General features: G+C 70.0%; 15 protein-coding genes. 9 read left to right on the top strand and 6 right to left on the bottom strand.

Annotation, left to right across the window (positions count from 1 at the left end; all coding sequences use genetic code 11):
• Window positions 1–83: 83 nt before the first annotated feature.
• Both fabB and fabA read right to left on the bottom strand, forming a co-directional pair.
• The gene (gene fabB / locus ACO2RJ_RS11095) at window positions 84–1,295 is read right to left on the bottom strand and encodes a beta-ketoacyl-ACP synthase I (RefSeq protein ID WP_423268073.1); all 1,212 of its coding nucleotides are present in this window, start codon (window positions 1,293–1,295) and stop codon (window positions 84–86) included.
• Window positions 1,296–1,362: 67 nt separating this feature from the next.
• Window positions 1,363–1,881 carry a 3-hydroxyacyl-[acyl-carrier-protein] dehydratase FabA gene (gene fabA / locus ACO2RJ_RS11090; RefSeq protein ID WP_423268072.1) on the bottom strand — a complete coding sequence of 173 codons (519 nt, stop codon included), beginning with the start codon at window positions 1,879–1,881 and terminating at the stop codon, window positions 1,363–1,365.
• 262 nt (window positions 1,882–2,143) lie between these two features.
• On the opposite strand from fabA, the gene irrA reads away from it, so the two are divergent.
• Both irrA and ACO2RJ_RS11080 read left to right on the top strand, forming a co-directional pair.
• Entirely contained in the window at window positions 2,144–2,644 is a 501-nt protein-coding gene (irrA, locus tag ACO2RJ_RS11085) for an iron response transcriptional regulator IrrA (protein WP_423268071.1), read from the top strand.
• A 129-nt stretch (window positions 2,645–2,773) separates the two neighbouring features.
• Window positions 2,774–3,079 carry a hypothetical protein gene (locus ACO2RJ_RS11080; RefSeq protein ID WP_423268070.1) on the top strand — a complete coding sequence of 102 codons (306 nt, stop codon included), beginning with the start codon at window positions 2,774–2,776 and terminating at the stop codon, window positions 3,077–3,079.
• A gap of 27 nt (window positions 3,080–3,106) precedes the next feature.
• Here ACO2RJ_RS11080 and ACO2RJ_RS11075 read toward each other — a convergent pair whose 3' ends face one another.
• Window positions 3,107–3,664 (bottom strand): SH3 domain-containing protein, encoded by a 558-nt coding sequence (locus ACO2RJ_RS11075; protein ID WP_423268069.1) that lies wholly within the window; start codon window positions 3,662–3,664, stop codon window positions 3,107–3,109.
• Between the two features lie 175 nt (window positions 3,665–3,839).
• Here ACO2RJ_RS11075 and ACO2RJ_RS11070 point away from each other — a divergent pair, with 175 nt between their 5' ends.
• Together ACO2RJ_RS11070 and ACO2RJ_RS11065 are read left to right on the top strand one after the other, a co-directional pair.
• Window positions 3,840–4,835 carry a 2-hydroxyacid dehydrogenase gene (locus tag ACO2RJ_RS11070; protein WP_423268068.1) on the top strand — a complete coding sequence of 332 codons (996 nt, stop codon included), beginning with the start codon at window positions 3,840–3,842 and terminating at the stop codon, window positions 4,833–4,835.
• Window positions 4,836–5,036: 201 nt separating this feature from the next.
• On the top strand, window positions 5,037–5,390 hold the full coding sequence (locus ACO2RJ_RS11065; protein WP_423268067.1) for a hypothetical protein: 354 nt from the start codon (window positions 5,037–5,039) through the stop codon (window positions 5,388–5,390).
• A gap of 139 nt (window positions 5,391–5,529) precedes the next feature.
• On the opposite strand, the gene ACO2RJ_RS11060 is transcribed toward ACO2RJ_RS11065, so the two are convergent.
• Both ACO2RJ_RS11060 and ACO2RJ_RS11055 read right to left on the bottom strand, forming a co-directional pair.
• Entirely contained in the window at window positions 5,530–6,339 is an 810-nt protein-coding gene (locus ACO2RJ_RS11060; protein ID WP_423268066.1) for a HesA/MoeB/ThiF family protein, read from the bottom strand.
• Window positions 6,340–6,436: 97 nt separating this feature from the next.
• A complete protein-coding gene (locus ACO2RJ_RS11055; protein ID WP_423268065.1) occupies window positions 6,437–6,883 on the bottom strand; it encodes a MarR family winged helix-turn-helix transcriptional regulator in 447 nt (148 codons plus the stop codon).
• Between the two features lie 135 nt (window positions 6,884–7,018).
• Here ACO2RJ_RS11055 and ACO2RJ_RS11050 point away from each other — a divergent pair, with 135 nt between their 5' ends.
• Window positions 7,019–7,741, top strand: a complete 723-nt coding sequence (locus ACO2RJ_RS11050) for a DUF1428 domain-containing protein (RefSeq protein ID WP_423268064.1) — start codon at window positions 7,019–7,021, stop codon at window positions 7,739–7,741.
• Between the two features lie 109 nt (window positions 7,742–7,850).
• Window positions 7,851–8,864: a TraB/GumN family protein gene (locus ACO2RJ_RS11045; RefSeq protein WP_423268063.1), complete on the top strand. Its 1,014-nt coding sequence runs from the start codon at window positions 7,851–7,853 to the stop codon at window positions 8,862–8,864.
• Window positions 8,865–8,981: 117 nt separating this feature from the next.
• Here ACO2RJ_RS11045 and ACO2RJ_RS11040 read toward each other — a convergent pair whose 3' ends face one another.
• Window positions 8,982–9,713, bottom strand: coding sequence for a type 1 glutamine amidotransferase (locus ACO2RJ_RS11040; protein WP_423268062.1), 732 nt, complete (start codon window positions 9,711–9,713; stop codon window positions 8,982–8,984).
• A 121-nt stretch (window positions 9,714–9,834) separates the two neighbouring features.
• Here ACO2RJ_RS11040 and ACO2RJ_RS11035 point away from each other — a divergent pair, with 121 nt between their 5' ends.
• The 3 genes from ACO2RJ_RS11035 (at window position 9,835) to ACO2RJ_RS11025 (ending at window position 13,384) form a co-directional block, all read left to right on the top strand.
• Window positions 9,835–10,182: a DUF167 family protein gene (locus tag ACO2RJ_RS11035; protein WP_423268061.1), complete on the top strand. Its 348-nt coding sequence runs from the start codon at window positions 9,835–9,837 to the stop codon at window positions 10,180–10,182.
• An 86-nt stretch (window positions 10,183–10,268) separates the two neighbouring features.
• Complete coding sequence (locus ACO2RJ_RS11030) at window positions 10,269–11,876, top strand: glycosyltransferase (protein WP_423268060.1); 1,608 nt, start codon at window positions 10,269–10,271, stop codon at window positions 11,874–11,876.
• Window positions 11,873–13,384, top strand: coding sequence for a hypothetical protein (locus ACO2RJ_RS11025; protein ID WP_423268059.1), 1,512 nt, complete (start codon window positions 11,873–11,875; stop codon window positions 13,382–13,384). Before ACO2RJ_RS11030 ends, ACO2RJ_RS11025 begins: the two co-directional genes overlap by 4 nt.
• Window positions 13,385–13,393 lie beyond the last annotated feature (9 nt).

The raw sequence follows: 13,393 nt of genomic DNA, 5'->3' as shown, positions 1-13,393 counted from the left end.
CGGAATCGCAGGCCGGATATGGCGCCTCTTTCCGATCGCGGCCCCGGACCGGCCAGGCGGCCCGCCCGGACGCCGCCGGCTGGTCAAATCCGCTCGAAGACGAGCGTCGCGTTGGTGCCGCCGAAGCCGAAGGAGTTCGACATCACCGCGTTCAGCGTCACGTCGTCCCTGCGTTCGCGCAGGATCGGCATGTCGGCGAAGGCCGGGTCGAGCTCCTCGATATGCGCGCTCTCGGCCATGAAGCCGTTCTGCATCATCAGCAGCGAATAGATCGCCTCCTGGACGCCGGCTGCGCCCAGCGAATGGCCGGTGAGCGACTTGGTCGCCGAAATCGGCGGGCATTTGTCCCCGAACACGGCGCGCAGCGCCTCGATCTCCTTCAGGTCGCCGACCGGCGTCGAGGTGGCGTGCGGATTGACGTAGTCGATCGGGCTCCGCGTCGTCGCCATCGCCTGCCGCATGCAGCGCATCGCGCCTTCGCCGGAGGGGGCGACCATGTCGTAGCCGTCCGAGGTCGCGCCGTAGCCGGTGAGCTCGGCGTAGATCTTCGCGCCGCGCGCCTTGGCGTGCTCGAGCTCCTCGAGCACCAGCACGCCTGCGCCGCCCGCGATCACGAAGCCGTCCCGGTTCTTGTCGTAAGCCCGGCTCGCGGTCTGGGGCGTGTCGTTGTAGCGGCTCGACATCGCTCCCATCGCGTCGAACAGCACGGACAGCGTCCAGTCGAGCTCCTCGCAGCCGCCGGCGAACATCACGTCCTGCTTGCCCATCTGGATCGTCTCGGCGGCGTTGCCGATGCAATGCGCCGAGGTCGAGCAGGCGGAGGAGATGGAATAGTTGACGCCCTTGATCTTGAACCAGGTCGCGAGCGTCGCCGAGGCCGTGGAGGACATGGCCTTGGGCACGGCGAACGGTCCGACCCGCTTCGGCCCCTTCTCGCGGGTGATGTCGGCGGCCTCGACCACGGTCTTGGTCGACGGGCCGCCGGAACCCATGATGATGCCGGTGCGCTCGTTGGAGATGTCGCTCTCTTCAAGCCCGGAATCACGGATCGCCTGGTCCATCGCGACATGGTTCCAGGCGGTGCCGCCGGCATGGAAGCGCATGGCGCGGCGGTCGACGATCAGGCTGGGGTCGCACGTCGGCGCGCCCTCGACCTGACAGCGGAAGCCGCGCTTGGCGTATTCCTCGGCGCGCGAGATGCCGGATCTCGCCTCGCGGAGGGACGCCGTCACCTCCTGCGTCGAGTTCCCGATCGACGACACGATACCCATGCCGGTGACGACGACACGCTTCACGAGAAGCCTCCAATTCCGCCGGCGGAGTTCGAAGCGCAGCCGGCGCGTTAAGTCCTCGACCGGATGATCAGGCCGCCGCGGCGTCCTTGAAGAGCCCGACCTTGAGGTCGCTCGCCTGATAGATGGTCTCGCCGTCGGCCTTCAGCCAGCCGTCCGCGATGCCGAGCACCAGACGGCCCCGCATCACCCGCTTGAAGTCGACCCCGTACACGACCTTCTTCACCTTCGGGAGCACCTGGCCTGTGAACTTGATTTCCCCAGTGCCGAGCGCTCGGCCGCGGCCCTCCGCCCCGAGCCAGCCGAGAAAGAAGCCGGTCATCTGCCAGAGCGCGTCGAGGCCGAGGCAGCCCGGCATGACCGGGTCGCCCTTGAAGTGGCAGTCGAAGAACCAGAGATCGGGCTTCACGTCGAGTTCGGCGCGGACCATGCCCTTGCCGGCAGGGCCGCCCGTCTCGGAAATCTCGGAGATGCGGTCGAACATCAACATCGGCGGCAACGGCAGCTGGGCGTTGCCGGGCCCGAACAGTTCGCCGCGCCCGCAGGCGAGCAAATCTTCGTACTCGTAACTCGATCGACGTTCGGTCATTTCGGCCTTTCGGTCCACGTTCGCCGCCTCAGCCGGCGCCCGTCCGGGCGCGCTCCCTTCGCGTCGCGCGCCCCCTTAGCACACATGCCGGACGGGCGGGAAGCGCCCCAGGGCGGCTGAGCCGGTTGCCCGCGGAGATGCGAAAAGGTAGTGTAGACAGGAGTTTTGGCGTAGAGCGCCTGAGACTTAGCCGTGGGTTCAAGCGTTCGAAGACTTCGGGCGTTTTTTTGTAACGTTTCAAAGAAAGACGACGAGACCGACGATGGCCGAAACGCTTACGACCACCGCCGCACCTTCCGCCATTTCCGGGGCCGAGCGCGCCGCTGATTGCGGTTTGCGCCCCTCTCTGTGCGTCGCCCGCGACGTGGGCGCGATGCTGCGCGATTCCGGCTTGAGGCCGACGCGCCAGCGCATCGCCCTCGGCCGCCTGCTGTACGCCAAGGGCGATCGGCACGTGACGGCGGAAATCCTGCACGAGGAGGCGATGCGCGCCCGCGTGCCGGTCTCGCTCGCGACCGTCTACAACACGCTCCACCAGTTCACCGAGGTCAATCTGCTGCGCGAGCTGGCGGTCGACGGCTCGAAGACCTGGTTCGACACCAACGTCACCGATCATCACCACTTCCTCGTGGAAGACGAAAATCGCCTGATGGACATCCCCGGAGCGAGCGTCTCGGTGGACCGGATTCCAGAGATTCCCGAGGGAATGGAGATCGCACGCGTCGACGTGGTCGTCAGGCTTCGCCGCAAGACCCGCTCCTGACGCCGAGGCGTTACGCGGCTTGAGCTTCAAGCGGCCGTCGCGTCATGCGGCGGCCGTTTTGTTTTGCGAAGCGGCGAGCGCAAGTTTGGCTCCGGCCGCGAGAGCGGTCGTCATCTGCGGAGGCGCCCGATGACGCGATCAGGATTCGCCCGAATCGCGCTCGTCTCTCTGGCCTGCGCGGCCGCCACCGGCGCCGAGGCCGCGAAGCGGCCCTATGCGCCCGCGCTGTCCTGCAAGGCCTTGCAGGGGGTCGTAGCTCAGCGCGGGGCCGTCGTGATCAGCACCGGTGCCAACACCTATGACCGTTTCGTCCGAGACGATCGGGGCTGCCAGAGCGGCGAGGTGACCAAGCCGGCGTGGATACGATCGGCCGACCGGCCCGAGTGCTTCATCGGCTACACCTGCCGCCAATATATGCGCGACGACTGGTGGTGAGCCCGAGAGCGTCCTCGAGCGCGCCCGTCAGTCGAAGCGTTCGCCGGGATAGACGCCCCAGAGGCGCTCCTGCTCGATGTAGCCTTCGAAGCCGTCGCCCTCGACCCGGCACCACGACCCGTCACAGCGTCGCACCTCGACCAGCACCTTCGGCTCGAGTCGCGCCGACATGCGCTGATCTGCGCTCGCCTTGACGCGGATCGGCAGCGCCGCCTCCTTCGCCCACGGCGCGACCAGCGCGGTGCGCCGGCCGGACAGCAGGCTGTGCCACACCCAGCCCTCGGACCCCTCCGAATCGCGGATGCGGCGCCAATTGTCGTATTCCGCCGTGATCTCGACCGGCTCGCCCGCCCGCCGGTAGATGAAGGAGACCGGATGCTCCTTGGTCGGGCCCTGGCGAACATAGACCTTGCCGGCTTTCAGGCTGACATAGCGGGGGATCGGCAGGCCGGAGGCCGGCCCGATCATCGCGCCGGCGGCGTCCACCTTGGCGGCCTGCGCGACCGCCTCGGCCGCCGGCTGCAGGGCGACCGCGCCCAGGACGGCGGCCAGCGCGGCGAGCCGAAACGTCAGAACTCGAATCATGGCGCGAGGCGCTCCGTCTTTCGTCGCCGTATTGCGTTCCGCCCGCCGTCTGCTAGAGACGGCGCGACGTCCTTCGGGACCGCCGGGCGATCCGTCCGCGCCTGCGAGCATCCCTCGACGATCTTGACGAGGGATTAACCGTAAAGCCGAGAGCCCCCGAGAAAGGTCGACGGCCATGAAGAAGCGCCCGCTCGTCGTCGTGACCCGACGTCTGCCGGACGTCATCGAGACGCGGATGCGCGAGCTCTTCGACGCCCGCCTCAACCACGAAGACGCCCCCTTCACGGCCGACCAGCTGGTCGAGGCCGTGCGCGAGGCCGACGTGCTCGTGCCGACCGTGACCGACCGGATCGACGCGGCCCTGCTCGCCAAGGCCGGCGAGAACCTGCGGCTGATCGCGAATTTCGGCAACGGCGTCGACAATATCGACGTGCAGACCGCGCTGACCCGCGGGATCACGGTGACCAACACGCCCGGCGTGCTGACCGAAGACACCGCCGACATGACGATGGGCCTGATCCTCGCCGGACCGCGCCGCATCGCCGAAGGCGCCCGCGTCATTCCGGACGAGCACGAGTGGAACGGCTGGTCGCCGATGTGGATGCTGGGGCGGCGGATCTGGGGCAAGCGCCTCGGCATCGTCGGCATGGGCCGCATCGGCCAGGCGGTCGCGCGGCGCGCCAAGGCCTTCGGCCTCTCGATCCACTACCACAATCGCAAGCGGCTGCCAGCGACCGTGGAAGACCAGCTCGAGGCGACCTACTGGGAAAGCCTCGACCAGATGCTCGCCCGCATGGACATCGTCTCGGTCAACTGCCCGCACACCCCGGCGACCTACCACCTGCTGTCGGCGCGCCGTCTCAAGTTGCTGAAGCGCGACGCCTATGTCGTGAACACCGCCCGCGGCGAGGTGATCGACGAAAACGCGCTCGCCCGCATGCTGGAGGCCGGAGAACTTGCCGGCGCGGCCCTCGACGTGTTCGAGAACGAGCCGGCGGTGAACCCCAAGCTCGTCAAGCTCGCCCGCCAGAACCGGGTGGTGCTGCTGCCGCATCTGGGCTCCGCGACGCTGGAAGGCCGGGTCGACATGGGCGAGAAGGTCATCGTCAACATCAAGACCTTCATGGACGGCCACCGCCCGCCGGACCGCGTCCTCCCAGCCATGCTCTGATCTTCGGGGCTCGCCGGGGGCGGGCCGTCGCCGCGCCGCCGGTCCTCTCAGGGCGCGCAGCTGCGCGCCGGCGCAGGGGCGGCGGGCCTCGCTCGCCGGTCGGTCGCCCGTCGGGCGACGCGAGATCACCGCGCTTGACAACCGCATTTGTTCTCTTCATGTTCTAAAGAACATAAAGTAAACATCGACGCGGAGGCTGTCATGCGCCTTGCCTTAGCCGCTCTCGTCCTCGGTGCCGCGACCTCGCCGCTCGGCGCGGCCGAGCTCTTGGGACCGAAACAGCTCGAAACCGGCTGGTTCGACGGGCGAACGGTCTCCACCGTCGGCCCGGGCGGCGGCAAGTCGAGCTTCGCATTCCTGCCGGGCGGCAAGCTGACCCGTACCGGCGGCCGAGCCGGCTCGGCGGGCGAGGGCACGTGGCGGCTCGACGACCTCGGCTTCTGCATGACGCTCGGCGACGCCAAGCGCGAGAGCTGCTATCTCGCCGTGAAGGCCGACGACGGAACGCTCAAGGTGATGCGGCGCTCCGGCGGGGCGTTCGTCTGGACGCGGTGACCGCGCTGCGCGGCGCATCTTCGCTGCAAGGACCCGAGGCTCCGGCCGCCTGCCTGACCAGAGGTCGATCTACGGCTGAATCGCGCGCCGGCCGTTGGCCTTGTCATGGCTCGGGCGAGGGGATCGCCTGGCGGCGGGCTCAAGCGTGCGCGTGAACCGACAGATCGCGGATGGTGGGCGCGACGCCCGTGACCGGATTGTCCGGATCCCAGGCGTAGGCGACCGTCTCAAACCGCATCGCGAGGGCGTCGACCACGAGCAGGCGGCCGACGAGACCCTCGCCGAAGCCGACGATCTCGCGGACGACCTCAATGGCCATCATCGAGCCCATCATCCCCGCGAGCGCGCCAAGAACCCCGGCCTCCGCGCAGGTCGGCACGGTCCCGGCCGGGGGCGGTTCGGGAAACAGGCAGCGCCAGGTGGGGTTCGGCTCGCCCGAGGGCCCTGTTTCGTGCGCGCGGATCGTCGTCAGCGCCCCGTCGAAGGCGCCGAGCGAGGCCGTGACGAGCGGCCGCTTCGCTAGCGCGCACGCGTCGGCGACGAGGTAGCGGGTCGCGAAGCTGTCCGAGCCATCGGCGACGAGGTCGTAGCGCCCTATCAGGTCGAGCGCATTGGCGGCGTCCAGGCGGAAGGCATTGGGCTCGACGACGACATGCGGGTTGACGCGACCCACGGCGTCCGTCGCGGACTGCGTCTTCAGCCGCCCGACATCCTCGGTCATGTGCAGCACCTGCCGCTGCAGGTTTGAGAGCGACACGACGTCGTCGTCGACGACGCCGATCGTCCCGACGCCGGCGGCGGCGAGATAGAGCATCAACGGGCTGCCGAGCCCACCGGCGCCGACCACCAGCACCCGGGCGCGCTTCAGCTTCTGTTGCCCTGGCCCGCCGATCTCGCGGAGCACGATGTGGCGGGCGTAGCGTTCGACTTCGTCGGGGGAGAGCGGCATGGGGCCTCTTAGCGCAGTTTTCGCCCCAGGCGGTAGGGCGGAGCGACGTCCCCTCGGCCGCGCGCCCCTGCAACGGAGGCAGGTCGCATGCACCGCGTCACGCCAGCCTCCGCAGGCCGGCGCGCAGCGCCTGTGCCTCGCTCTCCTCGAGCCGTTGATCGACGACCTCATGCGTGCGGCGCCAAATCGGGGTCGCGGCGGCGAGCAGCGCACGGCCCGCCTCGGTCAGCGCCAGCCGGCGGCCCCTGCGGTCGTCCGGATCGACCCCTGAGACGAGCAGGCCGCGCCGCTCGAGCGGCTTGAGGTTGGCGGTCAGCGTCGTGCGGTCCATCGCGAGCAGCGCGGCGACCGAGCCGATCGACGGCGGCTCCTCCCGGTTGAGCGAGGTCAGCAGCGAGAACTGGCCGCTGGTCAGGCCGGTCGGCCGCAGCGCCTCGTCGAAGCGGCGCGCGAGCGCCCGGGCCGCCCGCTGGCTCGCGAGACACAAGCAGTGGTCGCGGATGTGGCGCGTCGTCTCGAAGGAAACGTCTTCGTGCTTTGACATGGGCCATTATGTTGATATCAACATATATAGTCAAGCTGTGTTTCGGGGGGCGCGTGGCCGCGGTCTCCGGGGCGCTGAGCGGCCGGCGGGTCTCCAAGATGAGGGGAGGCGGGCGCGGTCTAGAGGAGAGACGCCATGGCCTATGTCGAAGGGTTCGTTCTCGCGGTGCCCGCCGCCAAGAAGGAGATCTATCTCCAGCACGCCGCGCATGCGGCGCCCCTGTTCAAGGAGTTCGGCGCGACGCGGATGGTCGAGGCCTGGGGCGACGAGGTGCCGGACGGGGAAGTCACCGATTTCAGGCGCACGGTGAAGGCGGAGCCCGACGAGGTCGTCGTCTTCTCCTGGATCGAATATCCGGACAAGGCGACGCGCGACGCGGCCAACGCGAAGATCATGACCGACCCGCGCATGGAGGAGATGGGCAAGGAGATGCCCTTCGACGGCAAGCGGATGATCTTCGGGGGCTTCGCGCCGCTCGTGGATGACGGCTCCGGCGGCCGGATGGGCTATGTCGACGGCTCGCTGATGCCGGCGCCCGCCGGCGCGAAAGAGGCCTATCGCGCGATGGCGGCCCGCACCGCGGCGATCTTCCGCGAGCACGGAGCGGTCCGCGTCGTCGACGCCTGGGCCGACGACGTGCCCGACGGCGAGGTCACGGACTTCAAGGGCGCGGTGCAGGCGGCCGGCGATGAGAAGGTGGTCTATTGCTGGGTGGAGTGGCCTTCGAAGGAGGTCCGCGACGCCGGCTGGGCCAAGGTCATGAGCGATCCCCGCATGGAGCTCGAAGCGGACTCGCTTCCCGCCGACGGCCAGCGCCGCCGCGTCTATGGCGGCTTCGCCCCGATCCTCGACGCCTGAGGGCCGCCGGCTTTCCAGCGTTCCCCCGGGAGGACGTTTCGCAGATCCGCTTAACGGTTTGGTCGGCGCGAGGTGGTAAGCGACGGGTCTGCTGTCTGCGGAGCCCGCCATGCCCCTCTTTGCGCGCCTCCTTCCGGCGATCGCCGTCGCCCTCCTGTCCGTCCAGGGACCGGCGCGCGCGGCTGAGCCTGCGCCGCCGCCCTGCGCGGGCGTCGACCGCATCGCCAAGGCGAAGGCCGAAACGCCCGAGAAATACGCGGCCTTCGAGGCCGAGGCGCGCGCCGTGCCGAACGCGGAGGGGCTGCTCTGGCGCATCTCCGGCAAGGGCGGTCCGACCTCCTATCTGTTCGGCACCATGCACACGACCGAGGCCGACCTCGTCTCGCTCAGTGAGCCGGTGCGCGCGGCGTTGAGCGAGGTGAAGACGGTCGCGATCGAGCTCGCCGACGCCAACGGCGCGGCGGCGCAGGCCGAGATGGTCGCCTACGTCACCCGAAACGGCATCGACATGTCCGGCAAGGGGCTCGAAGGCCTGACGCCGGAGCAGGTCGCCGAGGTCAAGCGCCGGCTCGGTGACGCAGGCATCCCGGCGTCCGTCGCGGGCGTCGTCAAGCCGTGGTTCCTCGGCATGACCCTGCAGATCTCCGCCTGTCAGCTCCGACAGGTGAAAGCCGGCCTGCCGACCGTCGACGCGGCGATCGAGAAGGCGGGCAACGACGCCGGCGCCCGGGTGGTCGGGCTCGAGACGGTCACCGAGCAGCTCAAGGCGGTCTCCGCGGTCTCCGACGACACCGCGCGCCGGATGATCCGCGACGCCGTCGCGGAGCCGGCCTCCGGCGACGACCTCCAGACGACCACGCTGAAGCTCTACCGCGAGCGCCGAGTCGGCTGGTATCTCGCGATGAAGGGCGACACTTTCGGCAAGGATCTCGACGTCTCGGCCTATGCGGACTTTCTCGAAGGCATCGTCGATCGGCGCAACCGGCTGATGGCCGAGCGCGCCGAGCCGCTGCTCGCGGCCGGGCCGACGATGGTCGCGGTCGGCGCGCTGCACCTGCCGGGTCCGAACGGCCTCGTCGAGCTGCTGCGCAAAGACGGCTATACGGTCGACAAGGTGTGGTGATCGAGCCCGCCGGGCGCGATCGGCTCAATGTGACGCTTTAGACCGCCGCGGCGGGACCTTCGCTTGGTCCGGTCGACCTGCCGTTCGCAGTCGCGGCGCGCGGCGTTACCACGTCACTCACCCGGCGGCGACGGCCTCGCCCATCAGCCCCGCGAAATTGCCTTCCAGCTGACGCGCCACGTCGCGGAACGCGGGCAGCCGCGGGCTCACCTCGTTCGCCAGCCCCGCCGCGGCTTCGTCGCCGAGCGCCCGCTTCAGGCTCGCCATATATTCGGGGATGCGCTCCCAGTCGCTCACCGTCTCCGCGATGATCTCGGCATGGAACTGGACGCCATAGGCGTGCGGCCCCCAGCGCATGGCCTGCACCGCGCAGAGCGGGCTCGACGCCAGCGCGACGCCGCCCTCGGGCAGGACCGCGACCTCCGCCCCATGCCACTGGAACACGTCGAGCGAGCGCTCGAAGCCGGCGAACAGGGGATCGGAGCGGCCGGCGTCGGTGAAATCGACGCTGGTGAGGCCGACTTCCGGCGAGCCCATTAGCCCGACCTTGCCGCCGAGCGCGTCGGCGAGCAGCTGGTGACCGAGGCAGACGCCGAGATAAGGGCGCTTCAGCTCCGTCACCCAGCGGCGGATCGCCTGCTTTTCGGCGACGAGCCAGGGGTGGAGGTCCTCCTCCCACACGTCCATCGGACCGCCCATCGCGACCATCACGTCGAAGCCCTCGAGAGGCGGGATCGGCTCGCCGGCGTCGAGCTCCACCGGAATCCACTCCCAGCCCCGCTCCCGCCAAAGATCGCGCAGAGAGCCGGGGTGTTCGACGGAAAGGTGCTGGAGGACGAGAATGCGCAAACTTGGCCTCCTGGTCTCGCGGGAGATCGTCCGCGGCGGCATGCCCGCCGACGCATAGCGTTTTTGCGGCGCAGCGCGAAGCGCCTCTTGCGCGAAGGCGCGCGTCGCGCTCAATCCCCGCATGTCGCGACCCGCGCCGGCCTCGCAGGATCTGCCCTATTCCGCCACGCCAGGCGGGGTGCGGCTCGCCGTGCGGTTGACGCCACGGGCCGCGCGCGACGGTCTGGATGGCGTGGTCCGCGGGGCCGACGGACGTCCCGCGCTGCAGCTCCGCGTCAAGGCCCCGCCGGTCGAGGGCGCGGCGAACGCCGCGCTCGTCGCCTGGCTCGCCAAGGCGCTGGCCTTGCGCAAGGCCGACGTCGCGATCGTCTCCGGCGCGGCCGGTCGGTCGAAGCTGGTGACGTTGAGCGGCGACGCCGAGGTTCTCGCCGAACGCCTGAACGCGCTGATCGCCACCGGCGGGCGCTGACGGCGCGGCCTCGGCTTGACCCCGAAGGGGCGCCCGTCACTATGCGCGGACCCGTCGCCCGCCGTCACAACCCCTGAGAGTCGCGAATGCCGTTTGCGTACCGCCTTCGCCGGTCCGGCCAGGCCGACCCGGAGCGGCGGGACGAGACGCGCACGCTGCTCGCCGTCGACCTGTCCTCGGCGCCGGGCGCCGCCAAGGCGCTGGCGGCGGCCGAAGCGATCCGCGAGGAGGCAGGGCGCGACGCCTGGCTCTTGAGCGAGCGACCCGCCCTCGGGGGTGAGGCGGGCCTCGGCCTCGAACCCGCTTTGCTCGACCGTCGCAGGCCTTACGACCTCCTGCTGCTCGACGGGGACGACGGGCCGCACGCGCTGTCGACCGCTGAGATCAGCGTCGCGGCCAATCTCGATCTTGCGAGCCTGCGCCGCATCGACGTGGAAAACGGCGTCTCCGATTATGTCCGCCCGGCCCCGCCGGGCGCGAAGCGGGCGCTGTTCGTGTTTCCCGGCCTGTTCGCGCCGCCCAAGGTCGGATCGCATCAGCGGGCGCTCTCAACCGCGCTCGACCTGATCGACTCCGGCTACGCCGTCGACGTCGTCGTCAAGCGCGCCGATCCGGCGGATTTCGCGCGCTCAGAGCCCTATCTCCGCCTGCTCGCCGGCGCCGTCCACGGCTATGCCGGCGGGGAGGCGCGCGGTTTTCTCCGGGCGAAGCGCCGCGCGATCGACGCGGCCGCCTGGGCGCTCGGCCTTTCCGCGCCGCCTCCGAGCTTCGAAGAGCGGGAAGCGCGTGACGTCAGCGCATCGGGACAAGCGCTGATCGCGAGGCTGATCGCGCAAGGCGCTTATGACGCGGTCGTCACGTCGTTCCCGTGGATGGTCGCGCTGGTCGAGACCGGAGAGGGGACGGCCCCGAAGCTGGTCTGCGACGCCCACGACGTGGTGTCGAACCGCGGACGCGCGCTGGGCGGCGCGCTCGCCGGGCTCGCTTTTCCCGAGGCGACGACGCGCCGGCGCGAACAGGCGCTGCTGGGACGCTGCGATACGGTTCTCGCCATCTCGGAGACCGACAAGGCGCTGTTCGAGCGCAGGCTCAACCTGGCCAACGTGCGCGTCCATCCCTTGAGCTTTCGGGCGACTGAACCGACGCTCGCTTGGCGAAACCTTGCAGGCCCTCTGCGCTTCGGCTTCATCGGAAGCGGCATGGCCGCCAACCGGCAGGCGCTGGCGCTCGTTCTGAAGGAGTGGTGGCCGGCGATCGAGCGCTTCTCGCCGGACAGCACGCTGACGCTCGCCGGACCGGTGACGCAAGCGCGCCAGGTCGCGCCGCTCTTTCTGCTGCGCCGCAATGTCGAGAGCCTCGGGATCGTCGACGATCTCGGGAAGTTCTACGATCGGATCGACGTGCTGCTGTCGCCGGCGCTCGTGCAGCCGGGCGTCAACGTCAAGAACGTCGAGGCGCTGCTCGCGGGCAAGATCGTGATCGCGAACGCGCTGGGCGCGGAGTCGCTGCTTCCGCTCGCGCTGCCGACGGTGGCCGACGGGGCCGACGCGGTGATCGCGCTGCTCCGCAGGCTGGAGCGCCGGGACGCAGACCTGCTTGATTCGCTCGACGCGCTGTCACAGGCCGTGCGGGAGCGCCATGGCGGCGGGCGTCCGCTGGCCATGTTCGGGACGGGCGAGGGCGGAGCGCCGTGAGCCGGCGGCCGATCGCGCTGGTCCAGTCCGGCGACGCCTTCGAGAACCGGACGCGCGTGCTGCCGCTCGCGCTCGCCTGCCAGGCCGCCGGTTTCGAGCCGGTCGCGCTGATCGACGATCCGGGCGCCGCCAGCCTGTTTCTGCTTCACGACGTGCAGTCGCTGGCCGTGGCGGATCTCCCGCGCGTCGGGCCGTTCTACGATCCCGGCTTCGATGTCGATGCGACGGATCTCTGCCGGCTCGAAGCTCTTCGTCGAGAGCGCCAGGGGTGGGCGTTCGACGACAAGGCGCTGGCCGGCGTTGTCCGCTCGTCTCGGCGCATCTGGCAGGGGCTGGACAGGCTCGGGCCGGCGGCCGTGTTCGCGTGGAACGGCTACACCGGGGTCTGGGCCAACGCGCTGAGGACATACAAGGCCGCGCGAGGCCTGCCCGGGGGATTCATGGAGCGGGCGCCCGGCGCGGACGGCGTGTTCGTTGACCCCTGCGGCGTCAACGGCGACGCGTCCATCGCGGATGGATCATTGCGCGCCGTGGCGTCGCTCGGCGACGACGACGCGCAGCCGAGAGAGCGCGAGAACGTGCTGTTCGTGCCGCTTCAAGTGCACGACGACTCCAACCTGTTGCTGCACGCCCCTGGCATCACGCGGATGCGCGACCTCGTCGCTTTCGCGCTGGAGATCGCGAGCCGCCTCGGCGGCGACTGGCGCGTGGTCGCGCGGCCGCATCCCGAGGAAGCCCCGGACGCGCGCCTCAATCTTCCGAGGGACACTCGCCTCTCAGTCGACGGAGAGACGCGGCTCGGCGACTGGCTCGATCGCGCAAAGGTCTGTCTCACCGTCAATAGCGCGGTCGGACTCGAGGCCGCGACGCGCGGGGCGACGACGGTCTGCTGTGGCGAGGGTATCTATTGTCGGCAAAGCTTCGTGGTCGACGGGAGATCCGGCGACGTCTCGACGGTCGCCGCCGCGCTGCAGGCGCGCTTTGCGGCCGGCGATCAGCGCGCGGCCGCGCGCGGGTTCGCCGAGCGGTTGACGGCGGATCATGTCTTCCGGACGGACGAGGATCCGCGCGACGGCGCAGCGCGGCTCGCCAGGCTGGGCCTCGCTTCTCATCCGCTGGCTCGAGCCCTGGGCGGACGACCGCCGCGGCTGATCCGGCGAACGGCGCGCTACGGGGAAGCGTCGGCCCGGCTCGCCGCGATGCGCCAGGACGGCGCGCCGCTGACGATCGATTTCGACTTCGACCTGTCCGACAGGCTGTTCCTGACCTATCGCCTGAACCGGTCGCCGCTCAGCCGCGCGCATCTAGCGGAGCGGGCCGGCCTGCTGTTCGGCCGCGCGGTCGAGCTCAGCCCGGTCCACCGCGCCGTGGCGGCGACCGGGCGCGTGCTGATGACGGCGGCGAAGCGACGGCCGAAGGACGCGCATGGCTATGCGCTCGTGCTGGACGAGTTCGGATTGCCGCATGCGCGCCATCATGCGTCGCGCCGGTCGTGGCCGTTCGGATGACGGACCGGC

The organism is Hansschlegelia sp. KR7-227 (assembly GCF_049446035.1).
In the GTDB taxonomy this organism is placed as follows: Bacteria; Pseudomonadota; Alphaproteobacteria; order Rhizobiales; family Methylopilaceae; genus Methylopila.
This window is presented reverse-complemented; position numbering and strand designations above follow the sequence as displayed.